Annotated in this window: 15 protein-coding genes; 12 read left to right on the forward strand and 3 right to left on the reverse strand. The window is 64.0% G+C overall.

Annotated elements, in window-relative coordinates; translation table 11 throughout:
• The first annotated feature begins 38 nt into the window (after positions 1-38).
• Genes AC1RQP_RS26775 through AC1RQP_RS26785 form a run of 3 tightly spaced genes read left to right on the forward strand, consistent with a single transcriptional unit; the run spans position 39 to position 2,657 of the window.
• Positions 39-581 carry an OsmC family protein gene (locus AC1RQP_RS26775; protein WP_028178841.1) on the forward strand — a complete coding sequence of 181 codons (543 nt, stop codon included), beginning with the start codon at positions 39-41 and terminating at the stop codon, positions 579-581.
• Between the two features lie 35 nt (positions 582-616).
• Complete coding sequence (locus AC1RQP_RS26780) at positions 617-1,726, forward strand: acyl-CoA dehydrogenase family protein (protein WP_492939399.1); 1,110 nt, start codon at positions 617-619, stop codon at positions 1,724-1,726.
• Positions 1,727-1,778: 52 nt separating this feature from the next.
• Positions 1,779-2,657 (forward strand): sulfurtransferase, encoded by an 879-nt coding sequence (locus AC1RQP_RS26785; RefSeq protein WP_492939401.1) that lies wholly within the window; start codon positions 1,779-1,781, stop codon positions 2,655-2,657.
• A 117-nt stretch (positions 2,658-2,774) separates the two neighbouring features.
• On the opposite strand, the gene AC1RQP_RS26790 is transcribed toward AC1RQP_RS26785, so the two are convergent.
• The gene (locus tag AC1RQP_RS26790; RefSeq protein WP_492939403.1) at positions 2,775-4,724 is read right to left on the reverse strand and encodes a sigma-54 interaction domain-containing protein; all 1,950 of its coding nucleotides are present in this window, start codon (positions 4,722-4,724) and stop codon (positions 2,775-2,777) included.
• Positions 4,725-4,884: 160 nt separating this feature from the next.
• On the opposite strand from AC1RQP_RS26790, the gene AC1RQP_RS26795 reads away from it, so the two are divergent.
• The 4 genes from AC1RQP_RS26795 (at position 4,885) to cynS (ending at position 8,711) form a co-directional block, all read left to right on the forward strand.
• A complete protein-coding gene (locus tag AC1RQP_RS26795; RefSeq protein ID WP_492939405.1) occupies positions 4,885-6,267 on the forward strand; it encodes a CmpA/NrtA family ABC transporter substrate-binding protein in 1,383 nt (460 codons plus the stop codon).
• A 172-nt stretch (positions 6,268-6,439) separates the two neighbouring features.
• The gene (gene ntrB / locus AC1RQP_RS26800; RefSeq protein ID WP_239625001.1) at positions 6,440-7,279 is read left to right on the forward strand and encodes a nitrate ABC transporter permease; all 840 of its coding nucleotides are present in this window, start codon (positions 6,440-6,442) and stop codon (positions 7,277-7,279) included.
• 5 nt (positions 7,280-7,284) lie between these two features.
• Positions 7,285-8,208: an ABC transporter ATP-binding protein gene (locus tag AC1RQP_RS26805; protein WP_492939408.1), complete on the forward strand. Its 924-nt coding sequence runs from the start codon at positions 7,285-7,287 to the stop codon at positions 8,206-8,208.
• Between the two features lie 14 nt (positions 8,209-8,222).
• Entirely contained in the window at positions 8,223-8,711 is a 489-nt protein-coding gene (gene cynS, locus AC1RQP_RS26810) for a cyanase (protein ID WP_239624999.1), read from the forward strand.
• Positions 8,712-8,809: 98 nt separating this feature from the next.
• Here cynS and AC1RQP_RS26815 read toward each other — a convergent pair whose 3' ends face one another.
• Positions 8,810-9,133: a DUF1476 domain-containing protein gene (locus AC1RQP_RS26815; protein ID WP_239624998.1), complete on the reverse strand. Its 324-nt coding sequence runs from the start codon at positions 9,131-9,133 to the stop codon at positions 8,810-8,812.
• A gap of 323 nt (positions 9,134-9,456) precedes the next feature.
• Here AC1RQP_RS26815 and purC point away from each other — a divergent pair, with 323 nt between their 5' ends.
• Together purC and purS are read left to right on the forward strand one after the other, a co-directional pair.
• Positions 9,457-10,224, forward strand: coding sequence for a phosphoribosylaminoimidazolesuccinocarboxamide synthase (gene purC, locus AC1RQP_RS26820; RefSeq protein ID WP_173015815.1), 768 nt, complete (start codon positions 9,457-9,459; stop codon positions 10,222-10,224).
• 14 nt (positions 10,225-10,238) lie between these two features.
• Entirely contained in the window at positions 10,239-10,481 is a 243-nt protein-coding gene (purS, locus tag AC1RQP_RS26825) for a phosphoribosylformylglycinamidine synthase subunit PurS (protein WP_007602264.1), read from the forward strand.
• A gap of 158 nt (positions 10,482-10,639) precedes the next feature.
• Here the strand turns inward: purS and AC1RQP_RS26830 are convergent, their stop codons facing one another.
• Positions 10,640-11,656, reverse strand: coding sequence for a magnesium and cobalt transport protein CorA (locus AC1RQP_RS26830; protein WP_492939411.1), 1,017 nt, complete (start codon positions 11,654-11,656; stop codon positions 10,640-10,642).
• Positions 11,657-11,825: 169 nt separating this feature from the next.
• Here AC1RQP_RS26830 and purQ point away from each other — a divergent pair, with 169 nt between their 5' ends.
• The 3 genes from purQ to AC1RQP_RS26845 all read left to right on the forward strand — a co-directional run bounded on the left by purQ (position 11,826) and on the right by AC1RQP_RS26845 (position 15,738).
• Positions 11,826-12,527, forward strand: a complete 702-nt coding sequence (purQ, locus tag AC1RQP_RS26835; protein WP_061882961.1) for a phosphoribosylformylglycinamidine synthase subunit PurQ — start codon at positions 11,826-11,828, stop codon at positions 12,525-12,527.
• Entirely contained in the window at positions 12,524-13,498 is a 975-nt protein-coding gene (locus AC1RQP_RS26840) for a tripartite tricarboxylate transporter substrate binding protein BugD (protein WP_492939413.1), read from the forward strand. The genes purQ and AC1RQP_RS26840 overlap by 4 nt, the downstream gene beginning before the upstream one ends.
• Positions 13,499-13,689: 191 nt before the next feature.
• On the forward strand, positions 13,690-15,738 hold the full coding sequence (locus AC1RQP_RS26845; protein ID WP_492939415.1) for an FG-GAP-like repeat-containing protein: 2,049 nt from the start codon (positions 13,690-13,692) through the stop codon (positions 15,736-15,738).
• Positions 15,739-15,758: the final 20 nt, after the last annotated feature.

Below are 15,758 nucleotides of genomic sequence, written 5' to 3' on the forward strand. Positions count from 1 at the left end.
TATCCTACCGATTTCCACTTCTGCCAGGGAGAAGACTGATGACTGCCGTCGTTCAAAAGACAGTGCTGACGGGGTGCCTCGCGCCCATCGACAAGAATGGGCTCGAGCAGCTGATCGCCAACGGCAAGGCGAATCCGAAGGTCATCAAGACCTTGAAGTGCAAGACGGTCGCGGAAGGCAAATTCCGCCACGCCAACTACATCCGCAACCTGCCGCCCTACATCGTCGACGAGCCGCCGGGGCTGCTGGGCGACGACACCGCGCCAAATCCGTCCGAAGCCTCGCTCGCCGCGCTCGGCTCCTGCCTTGCGGTCGGCCTGCACGCCAATGCGGTGCATCGCGGCTGGATCGTCAACAAGCTCGAGCTGGAGCTCGAAGGCGACCTCAACATCACCGCGGTCTGGGGCACCGGCGACACTTCCGACAAGCCGGTCGGCTTCACCGACGTCCGCGTCAAGGTCGACATGGAATGCGAGGGCGTCTCGCAGGACGAGATCAATGCGCTGGTTGCCCATGTGAAGAAATGGTCGCCGGTCGCCAACACCTTCACCCGGCCGGTCAATCTCGAGGTCGGCATCTAGCAGACGGCAATCAGGACAAGGTGCGGGAGACGATCATGGGTTCACTGGCTTTATCGGCCGAAATTATGGATCAGCCCGCACTGTCCATTGCGGGCGAGGTGGCGCGGATCGCGCGCGAGCAGCTCGCGCCGCTCGCCGCGGGCATCGACGACGGTACGGTCTATCCGGCCGAGGTGCTGCGCAAGTTCGGTGCGGTCGGGGCGTGGGGCAGTCACGTACCCCACGAAGGCCCGGCCGATCTGCGCTGCGCCATCCAGGCGATGGCCGCGATCGGGGAAGTCTGCGGCGCTACGGCCTTCATGGCCTGGTGCCAGGACACCCTGGTCTGGTACGCGGCGAACTCGACCAACCTGAAGCTCGCCAAACGCTTCGGCGATGCCTTCTCGACCGGGCGCGTGCTCGGCGGCACCGGGCTCTCCAACCCCATGAAGAGCTTCTTCGGCATCGAGAAATTGAAGCTGAAGGGGCGCAAGGTCGAGGGCGGCTATATCGTGCGCGGCGCGCTGCCCTGGGTCTCCAATCTCGGTCCCGACCATTATTTCGGCACCATCTTCGAGCGTGAGGACGACCAAGGGACCGTGATGTTCCTGGCCGACTGCTCCGACCCTGCGATCACGCTGACGCCGTGCAAGCCGTTCCTCGCCATGGACGGCACCGGCACCTACGGGGTGCAATTCCGCGACGTGTTCGTGCCGGACGAGCTGATCCTGGCCGATCCGGCCGGGCCCTTCGTCAAGAAGATCCGCGCCGGCTTCATCCTGCTCCAGGCCGGCATGGCGCTCGGCCTCATCAAGGATTGCATCAACATCATGGACGAGGTCGACAGTCCCCTCGGCCATATCAACCGCTATCTGCCGCAGCAGCCGGTGCATTTCCGCGATCTCGCCGCCGAGCTCGAGGCCGAGACCATGGCGCTGGCACGCGATCCCTACAACGAGGAGGAAACTTACTGGCGCAAGGTGATCGCACTGCGGCTTCGCGCCGGCGAGGCCAGCGTCGCGGCGGCGCATGCGGCGATGCTGCATTGTGGTGCGCGCGGCTACCTCAAGAGCCACCGCGCGCAGCGGCGCATGCGCGAGGCCTATTTCGTCGCGATCGTCACGCCTGCCACCAAGCAGCTGCGCAAGATGCTCGCCGAGTCCTGAGCTTCACGAGTCCACCCCGAAGACCACCCAACCTCAACGGAGAGGCTGCCAAATGACGGACGTTCTGATCTCTGCCAGCGAACTTGCCGATCTCTTGAAGACCGAACCGTGTGTCGTGATCGACACCCGCAATCCCGACGCCTACGGCGCCGGGCACCTGCCCAATGCCGTGAACGTGCACGACATCTTCACGTTCCTTGCGACCTCGACGCCCGAGGGCATCAGCGAGCTGAAGACCAAATTCGCCGACGCCTTCGGCGCGGCCGGCCTCTCCGGCAAGGAAACGGCCGTGGTCTACGAGCAGTCGATGAATTCCGGCTTCGGCCAATCCTGCCGCGGCTATTATCTGCTCACCATGCTCGGCTATCCCAAGGTGAAGGTGCTGCACGGCGGCTTCGATGCCTGGGCAGCCGCAGGCTTGCCGGTGACCAAGGACGTTCCGACCCCGGTGAAGGCCTCGTTCCCGATCGTGCCTGAAGCGGGCGAGATCCTGATCGACGCGAAGACCATGCTCGCCGCCGTCGGCAAGCCCGGCATCGCGATCCTCGACGTGCGCGACGTCGACGAATGGATCGGCGACAGCTCGTCTCCCTACGGGAAGGATTTCTGCCCGCGCAAGGGCCGCATTCCCGGCGCCGTGTGGCTGGAATGGTACCGCATGATGAAGCCGACCGCCGAGGGCCCGCGCTTCAAGTCCAAGGACGAGATCCTGGCGGAATGCGCCACCGTCGGCATCTCGCCGGCGACGCCGGTTTACCTCTACTGCTTCAAGGGAGCGCGCGCCTCGAACACGTTCCTGGCGCTCAAGAATGCCGGCGTGAAGGACGTGCGGATGTATTTCGGCTCCTGGAACGAATGGTCGCGCGATCCGTCGCTCCCGATCGAGCAGGGATTGCCGATTGCATCGGGTGTCACGACCAAGGCGGCCTGAGCGCGCGCCTCGTCCTTCGAGACGACCGCTTCGCGGTCTCCTCAGGATGAGGCTAAGCGGCATCGGTGTCTGTTGCTTCCGTTGCCGCGCACTCCGCCCTCATCCTGAGGAGCCCGCCTATGGCGGGCGTCTCGAAGGATGGGCCGCATGCGGCGGACGGGGCGCAATCCCCAGCGCCTTGATCCGCGAGGCCAGTGTGGTCGGCTTGATATCGAGCATCTCGGCCGCGCCGCCGGGGCCAAAGACCTTTCCCGCGCAGGCCTCGAGTGCGGCGAGAATGTTGGCGCGCTCGTGCTCGCGCATCTCGGATGAGGTCATGACCGCCGGGCGCGCATCGGCCTTCGGGCGTGCGGTGCCGGACAGAACCTGCGCGCCGGAGCCGTCGGGCAGATCGATGCGCAGACGGCCGTTCTGGGACAGGATTGCAGCGCGCTCGATCACATTCTGCAATTCGCGGACATTGCCGGGCCAGTCGTAGCGGGTCAGTCGCCGCGCATCGCCCTCGGACAGACGCAGGTTCGACTTCAGCGCCTTGCCCTCTCGCGTCAGGAAGTGCTGGGCGAGCAACGGAATATCCTCGCGCCGCTCGCGCAAGGGGACGGTCTCGATCGGGAACACGTTGAGGCGGAAATAGAGGTCCTCGCGGAAACGGCCGCGCTGGACTTCCTGCTTGAGGTCGCGATTGGTCGCGGCGATGACGCGGACGTCGACCGCGCGCGTGCGTGCTTCGCCGACGCGCTCGAAATGGCCTTCCTGCAATACGCGCAGCAGCTTGCCCTGGAGCTCGAGCGGAATTTCGCCGACCTCGTCGAGAAACAGCGTGCCGCCGTCGGCCAGTTCGAAGCGGCCGATGCGATCGCGCATTGCACCGGTGAAGGCGCCGCGGACATGGCCGAAGAACTCGCTCTCGAACAATTCGCGCGGGATCGCGGCGCAATTGACCCGGATCAGCGGCCGGTCGCTGCGGGTCGAGTCCTCGTGGATGGCACGCGCGATCAGTTCCTTGCCGGTGCCGGATTCGCCGGTGATCATCACCGCCGCCGTGGTCGGCGCCACCAGCTTGACCTGGCGCAGCGTCTTCTGGATCGCCTCGCTTCCACCGATGATGCCGCGCGGATTGGTCTCGATGCGGATCTCCTCTTGCAGATAGGCGTTTTCCAATTCGAGCCGCTCGCGCAGGCGATCGACTTCGGCAAGCGCCGCATGCAGCTTCTCGTCGGCCTCGCGGCGCTGGCTGACGTCGCGAAACACGACGACCGCGCCGACCACGACGCCGCGGTCGCGGATGGGCGTGGAGGTGTATTCGACCCAGGCCGGCGAGCCGTCCTTGCGCCAGAACACCTCGCCATCGACCTGATGCACGGCGCCGTCACGGAACGCCGCGTAGATCGGGCAGTCGTGATCGGGGTAGTGGCGGCCGTCGTGGTGGGTGTGGTGCACGATCGGGTGGATCTCCTTGCCGACCAGCTCTTCGGCGGTCCAGCCCAGCATCCGCTCCGCCGCGGGGTTCACGAAGGTGGTCTTTCCTTCCGCGTTCACGCCATAGATGCCTTCGCCGGCGGCGCGCAGGATCAACTGGTTCTCGCGCTCGATGTCCTGAAAGACGCGCTCGACCCGCTGCCAGGTCGATATGCCGCTGCGCATGTGATCCTCGGCGGCGGCATCGACATTGCGCCGGCGGCGCGCGTCGAGATCGGTCAGCGTGAGCAGCAGCAGCGTGCGGCCGTCATGCGGCAGCACGCAGCCTGCATATTCGAGCTGGAGATCCTGCCCCGTCGCGTGGCGGGGAGTGAGCGCCGTGGTCCAGTAGGCGCCCTTGTGCAGCACGGCCTGGGTGAAGACGGTGAGGGCCGGAAGCTCGCCGGCGTGGAGCGTGCTGGGCCTGGTCTGCCGCAGCAGCGCGCGGTCATAGCCGAGCAGGGAGCAGGCGGCCGGATTGGCATCGACGATCTGGTCGCTGAAGGGATCGACCAGCAGTGTCGCCTCAACCGAGGATTCGAACGCTGCGACACGCGGATCGATCGAGGGAGCCACATCGTCATGGACGGGCATTGGCGTCGTTGCCATTATGAAATCTCGTAATTGAACTACGAAATCTCGTTTATCACGAATTTTCGTAGTCACCAAGCTCGATCGAAAGTGCTGCGTCGTCAAGGCGCTGGCGGATCTGGAAGCCGTGGCATGCTCCTTGCGTAATTCTTCCTCGCAACGACGCGCAGGAGGGCCGATGTCCACGTTCGACAATCCGTTTGATCCCGACCGTAACCTTCGGGCCGGCTGTGCCTGTGGCCAGCACCGATCCGCGGCAGAGCATGACCAGGCAGCCGCGGCGCTGCGTTGCGAGCCGGTCGAGAGCGAGGAGAAGCGCTACGAGGGTGTCGTCGCCTCTGCCGTGATGCGCGCGATGTTTCCGCAGGACGTGGCGCGCCGCGCCTTCCTGAAATCGGTCGGTGCGTCGACCGCGCTCGCGGCGCTGTCGCAATTCTTCCCGCTTCAGACGGCCACGGAGGTCTTCGCCGCGACCGGCGCGCCCGAGAAGAAGGACCTCAAGGTCGGCTTCATTCCCATCACCTGCGCGACGCCGATCATCATGGCGGCGCCGCTCGGCTTCTATTCCAAGCACGGCCTCAATGTTGAGGTGGTGAAGACGGCAGGCTGGGCCGTGGTTCGCGACAAGACCATCAACAAGGAATACGACGCCGCGCACATGCTGGCGCCGATGCCGCTCGCGATTTCGCTCGGGTTGGGTTCGAACGCGATCCCCTTTGCCGTGCCCGCAATCGAGAACATCAACGGACAGGGCATCACGCTTGCCATGAAGCACAAGGACAAGCGTGATCCGAAAGACTGGAAGGGCATGAAGTTCGCCATTCCCTTCGACTATTCCATGCACAACTATCTGTTGCGATATTATCTGGCCGAGCACGGACTCGACCCTGATACCGACGTGCAATTGCGCTCGGTGCCGCCGCCGGAAATGGTGGCGAATCTGCGCGCCGACAACATCGACGGCTTCCTCGCCCCCGACAACATCTGCCAGCGCGCGATCTATGACGGCGTCGGCTTCATGCACATCCTGTCGAAGGAGATCTGGGACGGCCATCCCTGCTGCAGCTTCGCCGCCAGCCGCGAATTCATCACGACGGCGCCGAACAGCTTTGCGGCGCTGACGCGGGCCATCGTCGATGCCACCGCCTATGCGTCGAAGGCGGAGAACCGCAAGCAGATCGCAGAGGCGATCGCGCCGGCCAACTACATCAACGCGCCTGTCACGGTGCTGGAGCAGGTCCTGACCGGCACCTATGCCGACGGCCTCGGGGGCGTGAAGACCGATCCCAAGCGGGTCGATTTCGATCCGTTCCCCTGGCAGTCCTTTGCAGTGTGGATGCTGACGCAGATGAAGCGCTGGGGCCAGATCAAGGGCGACGTCGACTACAAGGCGATCGCCGAGCAGGTGTACCTCGCCACCGACACCAAGAAGCTGATGACCGAGATGGGGCTGTCGCCGCCTGCAAGCGCCTACAAATCCTTCGCGGTGATGGGCAAGACGTTCGACCCGGCCAAGCCGGAGGACTATCTGGCGGGCTTCAAGATCAGGAAGGCGTCGTGATGGCGGGCGCTCTCGTGTCCCGGACGCGATGCAGCACGGAGTGTTGCATCGCTGAGCCGGGACCCAGTGGGGCCGCATGGGTCCCGGTTCTGCGTCGCATCACGCCGGACGATGCTCCGCATCGCCGGTGGCGCTGCGCCGCGCCCGGGACACGATACCGGGAATATGCACAATGACATCATCCCTCCGCCTCCGCGCCGGCCTCGTCTCCATCGTGCTGCTCGCCGCGTTTCTCGGCATCTGGCATCTCGCCACGCGCTCGACCGCCCCGGTCGCCACGATGAGCCCGGAATACGCCAAGCTGATGGGCCTGACCGCGACGCAGGGCAAATCGGCGATGCCGGGGCCGCTCGACGTCGGCGCCAAGCTCTGGGAGCATCTGAAGCGGCCGTTCTACGACAACGGGCCGAACGACAAGGGGCTCGGCATCCAGCTCGGCTATTCCATCGCGCGCGTCGGCACCGGCTATCTGCTGGCCGTGCTGGTCGCGATCCCGCTCGGCTTCCTGATCGGCATGTCGCCGCTGCTCAGCAAGGCGCTCGATCCCTTCATCCAGGTGCTGAAGCCGATCTCGCCGCTGGCCTGGATGCCGCTCGCGCTCTACACCATCAAGGATTCCTCGGTCTCCGCGATCTTCGTCATCTTCATCTGCTCGATCTGGCCGATGCTGCTCAACACCGTGTTCGGCGTCGCCAGCGTGCGCAAGGAATGGATCAACGTCGCGCGGACGCTGGAGGTCGGCACCGTCAGGCGCGCCTTCACCGTGATCCTGCCCGCGGCGGCGCCGACGATCCTGACCGGCATGCGCATCTCGATCGGCATCGCCTGGCTCGTGATCGTCGCCGCCGAGATGCTCGTCGGCGGCACCGGCATCGGCTATTTCGTCTGGAACGAGTGGAATAACCTCTCGATCACCAACGTCATCATCGCGATCCTGCTGATCGGGGTCGTCGGCATGCTGCTCGACCAGATCCTCGCGCGCTTCACGCGCATGGTCACGTTTCCGGAGTAGGGCAAGTGACCGACAAATTCGTCTCCATCGAAGGCATCGCCAAGCGTTATCCCGGCGCGGGCGGCGCCACGACAACCGTGTTCGAGAACCTGTGGCTTTCGATGGCGCGCGGCGAGTTCTGTTGCGTGATCGGCCATTCCGGCTGCGGCAAGACCACCGTGCTCAACATCCTCGCCGGCCTCGATGCGCCGAGCGAGGGCGCCGTCATCGTCGACGGCCAGGCGATCTCGGGCACCAGCCTCGACCGCGCCGTGATCTTCCAGAGCCACGCGCTTCTGCCCTGGCGCACCGTGCTCGGCAACGTCGCCTATGCCGTCAGCTCGAAATGGCGGAGGTGGGATCGCGCCAAGGTGAGGGCGCATGCGCAGACCTTCATCGATCTCGTCGGTCTCACCGGCTCCGAGCACAAGCGTCCCTCGGAACTGTCGGGCGGCATGAAGCAGCGCGTCGGCATCGCACGCGCGCTGTCGATCACGCCGAAGATGATGCTGATGGACGAGCCGTTCTCGGCGCTGGACGCGCTGACGCGCGGCACGCTCCAGGACGAGGTGCGGCGCATCTGCCTGGAGACCGGGCAGACCGCGTTCATGATCACCCATGACGTCGACGAGGCGATCTATCTCGCCGACAAGATTTTCCTGATGACGAACGGTCCCGGCGCGGTGCTGGCAGAGGTCGTCGAGAACCCGCTGCCGCGGGATCGCGGCCGCACCGATCTGCACCGCCATCCGCTCTACTACGCCTTGCGCAACCACATCATCGATTTCCTGGTGACGCGCAGCAAGACCTTTGCCGCCGAGACACCCGATCACGATCCTCGCAACGTGCCGATGGTGCACATCGGCAAGCCCGGATTGACGATCGCCTCGAACGGCGAGGAGCCACGCCAGACCTGGACCCCCGGGACCAGTCCCGGACTGACTGCCTGACACGGAGACCCCTGATGAAACGCGAAGACCTCACCGAGAAGCTGCTCGACATCAAGCGCGAGAAGGGCTGGAGCTGGAAGCACATCTGCGAGCAGATCGGCGGCTATTCCGAAGTGCTGATCGTCGGCGCGATCCTCGGCCAGATGAAATTGACGAAGCCGCAGGCCGCCAATGCCGGCGAGCTGTTCGGCCTGTCGAAGGCCGAAGTTGCGATGCTCAACGAGGTGCCGATGCGCGGCACCGGCACGCCGATGCCGCCGACCGATCCTCTGATCTACCGTTTCTACGAGATGGTGATGGTGAATGGCCCGGCCTGGAAGGCGCTGATCGAGGAGGAGTTCGGCGACGGCATCATGTCGGCGATCGACTTCGACATGGGAATCGAACGCGTCGCCAACCCCAAGGGCGACCGCGTCAAGATCACCATGAGCGGCAAGTTCCTGCCGTACAAATATTACGGCGCCAGCGGCAATGTGCCGGAATACGGTTTCAAGGAAGAGTGAGCCAGACCCCCGTCATTCCGGGGCGATGCAGAGCATCGAGCCCGGAATCTCGAGATTCCGGGTCCGCGCTGGCGCGCGTCCCGGAATGACACTTCGTGTCACTTCCCCGCCTTCACCTCGGCGGCCGCCACCGCGAGCAGTTCGCTCATCTTGGCGCGAATCGCCTGTTCGGTGACGGCGACGTTCTTGGCGGCGAAATCGGCCGCCAGCTTGCGCACGACGTCGGCATCGCCGGCCTCCTCGAAGTCGGCCGCGACGACCTCCTTGGCATAGGCGGTGGCGGCATCGCCGGACATGCCGAGCTTTTCCGCCGCCCACAGGCCGAGCAGCCGGTTGCGGCGGGCTTCCGCCTTGAACTTCTGCTCCTCGTCGAGGGCGTATTTCTTCTCGAAGCCTTCCTGGCGCTTGTCGAACTCGCTCATGCCTTGTTCCAAATCCCCTGCTGAATGGCGCGGGAGCCTTCCGTTGCGGCGACCCGGCTGCATGCCTACATAGATAGCACGAATCGGCAAAACAACGGGCCGTTAAGCCGCAGGCAAGATGGTATAAGTTGGCGCCGGACGGCCGGATCGATTGTGCTGGGACAGCCAATCGGATAGGTTGCCTGAAGGCTTGGTTCCCGTTCTGTTTCCAAGGGTTTATAGATGGGTTCCCAGCCGTTCACGGCAGCTCCGCTGTGGGTCGTAATCCTAGTCAACCGGAGCACACCAAATTCATGGATTTCAACAAAACACGGTACATCCCCATGAGCCGTCGGCGTCGCATTTATGAAGGCAAGGCAAAGGTTCTTTACGAAGGCCCGGAGCCCGGTACCCTGATCCAGCACTTCAAGGACGACGCCACCGCGTTCAATGCGAAAAAGCATCAGGTGATCGAGGGCAAGGGTGTCCTCAACAACCGGATCTCGGAGTACCTGTTTCAGCACCTCAACGACATCGGGGTGCCGACCCATTTCATCCGCCGGCTCAACATGCGCGAGCAGCTGATTCGCGAGGTCGAGATCGTGCCGCTCGAGGTGGTGGTGCGGAACGTCGCCGCCGGTTCGCTGTCGCAGCGACTGGGCATCGAGGAGGGCACGCAGCTGCCCCGCTCGATCATCGAATTCTACTACAAGAACGACCAGCTCAACGACCCCATGGTGTCGGAAGAGCACATCACCGCCTTCGGCTGGGCCACGCCGCAGGAGATCGACGACATCATGGCGCTCGCGATTCGCGTCAATGATTTCCTCACCGGCCTCTTCCTCGGGATCGGCATCCGCCTCGTCGACTTCAAGATGGAGTGCGGGCGACTGTTCGAGAACGAGATGATGCGCATCATTGTCGCCGACGAGATCTCGCCGGATAGCTGCCGTCTGTGGGACATCAAGTCGAACGAGAAGCTCGACAAGGATCGTTTCCGCAGGGATCTCGGCGGCCTGCTCGAGGCCTATACCGAGGTCGCAAAGCGTCTCGGCATCCTCATGGAGAACGAGCGTCCGCAGGGCTCCGGCCCGGTGCTGGTGAAGAGCTAAGAGAGGTTTTTGACGTGAAGGCACGTGTCACCGTTACCTTGAAGACGGGCATCCTCGATCCGCAAGGCAAGGCCATCGAAGGCGCGCTGAAGTCGCTTGGCGTCGACGGTGTCGCCAGCGTTCGCCAGGGCAAGGTGTTCGACATCGAGCTCGCCGGCGCCGACAAGGCCAAGGCCGAAGCCGCGCTGAAGGACGCCGCCGACAAGCTGCTGGCGAACACCGTGATCGAGAACTATCGGGTGGAGTTGATCGGCTGAGCTGCCACTCCTCATCCTGAGGAGCGCGCTGTTCGCGCGCGTCTCGAAGGATGGAGGCCGAGCTGTAAGAGCTGGGCCTGCATGGTTCGAGACGGCGCTTGCGCGCCTCCTCACCATGAGGGTCTATTAGCTGAGCTGCTGTTGGCTGCACGCTTTGCTCACAGCCATCCGACGCTGCGAAAACGCCAGTACAGCGTGGTGCACGCCGTCAGCATCAAGCCGAGCAGCATGTAGTAGCCGTACTCCCATTCCAGCTCCGGCATGTACTTGAAGTTCATGCCGTAGATGCCGGCGAGCGCGGTCGGGATCGCGATGATCGCGAGCCACGAGGCGAGCTTCTTGGACACCGCCGTCTCCTGGGCCTGGCCGACCAGCAGGCTGGCCTCGAAGGCGAAGGCCAGCACCTCGCGCATGGAATCGATGCGCTCCTGGATGTTGCGGACGTGGTCGGTGACGTCGCGAAACAGCGGCTGCATGGCCTGCCGCACCATCGACAGCTCGTCATGCTCGAGCCGGCGGCAGACCTCCACCAGCGGGCCGATCGCGGTCCTGAGCCGCAGCAGGTCGCGGCGCAGCATGTAGAGCCGCTCGATCTGCGCCTTGCTGAGGGGCTTGGAGAGCACGTCGTCCTCGATGCCCTCGACCTCCTCGTGAATGCTCTCGAGCACGGGCGAGTAATTGTCGACGATGAAATCGAGGATGGCGTAGAGGATGTAGTCCTCGCCGCGCGCGAGCGCCCGCGGGCAGCTCTCGCAGCGTTCGCGCACCGGTGTGTAGGACGTCGAGGCGCCGTGGCGCACCGAGACCAGATAGCCTTCGCCCACGAAGATGTGCGTCTCGCCGAAGGCGATCCGGCCCTCGATCAGTTGCGCGGTGCGCGCCACGATGAACAGGGCCTCGCCATATTGCTCGATCTTGGGCCGCTGATGGGCGTGGTTGGCGTCCTCGATCGCGAGCTCGTGCAGGTCGAACTGCTTCTGGACCGCGCCGAGCAGCGTCATGTCCGGCTCATGCAGGCCGATCCAGACAACGTGGCCGGGCTTGGCCCGCCAGCTCGAGGCCTCACTGATGGCGATATTGGCGACGCGCCGGCCGTCGACATAGGCGCCGGCGGCGACGACGCCCTCGGTGGGCACCGGCTCGGAGGGGGATGCGGGCAGCGACGGGACATTCATGGCTTCAATCCCGGGCGAAACGACTGGCCGATCGGCATGCGACTATCGCCTGTGTACAAGGCGCTCGACCAAGGCTAGCACTGGTAAAATCCCCGTCAAATGGTTATGTCTCTTCACGAATTGGCCCGTCGGCCAGCCCCGATTCCCGCCCACCGTCGGAACCTCTGTTATGAAAGCCGCCATCCTCGTCTTTCCCGGAATCAACCGCGAGCGCGACATGGCGCGTGCGTTGAGGCTGATCTCGGGCAGCGAGCCCGCGATGGTGTGGCACGCCGAAACGTCGCTGCCGGCGGGCACCGATCTCGTGGTGGTGCCGGGCGGATTTTCCTACGGTGACTATCTGCGCTGCGGCGCTATCGCAGCGCGGGCCCCGGTGATGGATGCGGTGCGCGACTATGCCGCCAAGGGCGGGCTCGTCCTCGGCGTCTGCAACGGTTTTCAGATCCTCTGTGAGTCCGGCCTGCTGCCGGGCGTGCTGATGCGCAATGCGCGGCTGAAATTCATCTGTCATGACGTGCATCTGCGCGTCGAGCGTTCCGACACGCCGTTCACCCGTGGCTACAATGCCGGGCAGGTGATCCGCGTGCCGGTCGCCCATGGCGAAGGCAATTACGAGGCGGACGAAGAGACCATCAAGCGGCTCGAAGGCGAGGGGCGGGTGCTCTATCGTTATTGTTCGCCTGAAGGTGTGGTCGACGAGGCCCACAACATCAACGGCGCGGCGCACTCCATCGCCGGCATCGTCAACGACAAGGGCAACGTGCTCGGCATGATGCCGCATCCGGAAAACCACGTCGAAGACATCATGGGCTGCACCGATGGCCGCGGCCTGTTCGCCGGCCTCGTCCAGCACCTGGAAAAGGCTGCGTGATTTCGCTCGTAGTGAAGCGTGCTCTCGCCGCGGTCGCGGCGCTGGCGTTCGCGACGGTCGCATCAGCGCAGGATTATCCCAAGCGTCCCATCACCATGATCGTGCCGTTCGCCGCAGGCGGCACATCGGACGTGATCGCTCGCGCGGTGGCCGAGCAGATGGGGATTGCGCTCGGCCAGACCATCGTGATCGAGAACGTTGCCGGCGCCGGCGGCTCGACCGCGCTGGCGCGGGCCTCCCGCGCCGAGCCCGATGGTTATACGATTGCGATCGGCAATGCCGGCACCAATGCCGCGACCTACACGATCTATCCAAAATTGCCGTTCACGCCTGATTCCTTCGTGCCGATCGCCATGGTGGCGAAGACGTTCGGCATCATCGCGCTGCGCAAGGACTTTCCGGCGAAGGATCTGAAAGAGTTCATCGCCTATGCCAAGGCCAATCCGGGCAAGATCAATCTCGGCCATGCCGGCGTCGGCTCCTCCAACTATCTGATCTGCAAGAGCTTCGTCACGGCCGCCGGGATCGACGCGACGCTGGTCGGCTATCGCGGCGCAGCGCCGGCACTGACTGACGCGGTCGGCAGCCAGATCGACGGCGTCTGTGACGCGGCCGCCTCGGTTTCGCAAGCGATCAACGAGAAGCTGGTGAAGGGCCTCGTGGTCGGCTCGACCGTTCGGCTTGCCACGCTGCCGGACCTGCCGACCTCGGCGGAAGCGGGCCTGCCTGAGTTCGAGGCACAGGGCTGGAACGGCCTGTTCGCGCCCAAGGGCACGCCGCCGGCCGTGATCGCCAAGCTGAATGCAGCGGTGCGCACGGCCGTCGAGACGGAGGCGGTGAAGAAGCGCTTTGCCGACCTGTCGACCGTCGCGCCCGATACCGACGAGCACGCGCCCGAAGTGCTGCAAAAGCTCGTGACGCGCGACGTCGAGAAGTACCGCAAGATGCTGGCAGACGACGCCAACAAGTAGCGGCGCTCCTTCCGTCCATATCATTCATTTCTCGCAGGCGCCGCGGCTGCCGCGGCGCATTGATGGCGTCCGACCAAAAATCCGGTCGATCAGGGTTGTCGGATGCGCCCGTGCAGAAAAGTGGTCGCAATCTGTGGGTACATTCGTGGCGGCTGAGGAGGTGAACCACTCGACAACATGGAAACATCCTCATGCACTTCGGCTCTGCCTGGCGTTGGAGGTTCTCTCACGCCGTCAATCATCACGCCGTCAATGACGTTTTCGGACTGACCGAGGATCAGGCGCAAGCCGAACGGCTCACGACTGGTATCCTGTCGCTGGACGTCCTCGCAAATGATCGCGCGAGCCATGCCGCAAGGCTCTATTCAATCGACGACGGTGGCGGCTGGCGGTTCGATTGGGCGCTTTTGGCAAAGGACGTTGGTCCCGACGGGGCTTCGCCTTGGGAAACCACCGATAACGGCAATCTGATCCGCATCAATCACAGCCAGATCGAACTCGATCTCGGCCATTCGCTGTCCGCGCTCGGGGCGACCGATTTCAACTCCATGGCGGCCGGGGACGTCATCGACGACGATTTCGTGTACGCGATCCGGTGGGGATACGGAAGGTTGAGTGAGGCTCATGTCCACGTACATATCGACGGCGTCAACGATGCAGCCACGATCAGTGGCACGTCGATCGGAACGGTCGCGGAGGACAGCGCGATGCAGACCGCACATGGCGCGCTGACCGTCACCGACCCCGATCACGGTCAGAGTCAGTTCCAGGTGCCTGCTTCCTTGGCAGGCACCTATGGGACCTTCGCGTTCGACCCAACGACCGGCGTCTGGGGCTATACGCTCGACAATGGCGCGGCCAATGTCCAGGCATTGACCGCCAATGATGTCAGGCACGACCAACTGACGGTCAGCTCCGCGGACGGCACGGCGTATCAAGTCATCGATGTGACTATCCATGGCGCCGACGAACCGAGGCACCTCGATATCGTGGCGGGGGCGGAGTTCACGGACATCGTGGCGGACCCGGGCTCCCTTGCCGTTGTGCTCCATGACGAAACCGGAGGATTTCAGGCTCCGGCCCTCTATCACAACGGGACGAGCTATTATAACGCCACGCTCGAATACACGACCGCGATCGGAATCGCCGATCTCAATGATGACGGCTTGTCCGATATTGTGACCACCGGCCTTGCCGGCCTCGGCACCAACTCGAGCGCCAGCGTCGGGGTGCTGCTCGGGCAAGGCGGCGGGACCTTTGGCTCGGGATCCGCTTATCATGATGGCACATCATGGGGGCCCAACCACGAATACACGCTCGCGCTCGATATCGCCGACTTCAACGGAGACGGTGTGCCCGACATCGCGACCGCAGGGGTGAGCGGTGACCCGTCCGTCGGCAGCCTGGGTGTGCTCCTTGGAAACGGCGACGGCACCTTCCAGGACGGCAAGCCCTATAGCACCGGGACCGTCTACGCCACGCGGTCGCAGATCACCTACGCGCTGGCGAGCGGCGATTTCAATGGGGACGGCAAGCTCGACATCGTGACCGTCGGCGCGGCAGGGTCGTCGACGGGCGACAACTCGACCGACAGCGTCAGCATGCTGCTCGGGAACGGCGACGGAAGTTTTGGGAAGGCCACGATCTATTCGACGGGAAACATCGTCGTCGAGCACGAAATGACCGATGCGGTTGCAGTCGGCGACGTCAACGGTGACGGCAGGCTCGATGTCGTCACCGGGGGATTTGACGACAACAACCTCGCGCCGGGCAAGACACCCCACTCCATGAGCGTGCTGCTGGGCAACGGCGACGGCACCTTACAAACGGCTATATCGCTCTCCAGCGGTATTCCGTTGAATTCAATTTCCTATCAGTCGGAGGAAACCACCGACCTGATCCTGGCCGACCTGAATGGCGATGGCAAGCTCGACATCGTCGGCGCGACGCACGACGTGAATAGCAGCGTCTTCACCATGCTGGGCAACGGTGACGGTACGTTCCAGCCGCAGTCCAATTGGTCCAACGGTGCTTCACCGAACGGCGATCAAACAACTATTTCGATAGCGGTCGGTGACATCAATGGCGACGGCCGCCTCGATATTGCCGCGCTCGACAATGGCGGTTCTGCCGGCGTGCTCTACGGAAACGGCAACGGAAACTTTCAACCAGCCCAGATCGTGCAGACGGGGATTCACGACGCTCTCGCTATCCAGCTGGGCTATCTCGTATCGGCTTGATCGAGGCCAGTTGAGCAACT

This window comes from Bradyrhizobium sp. GW821-FHT13H06 (genome assembly GCF_058803975.1).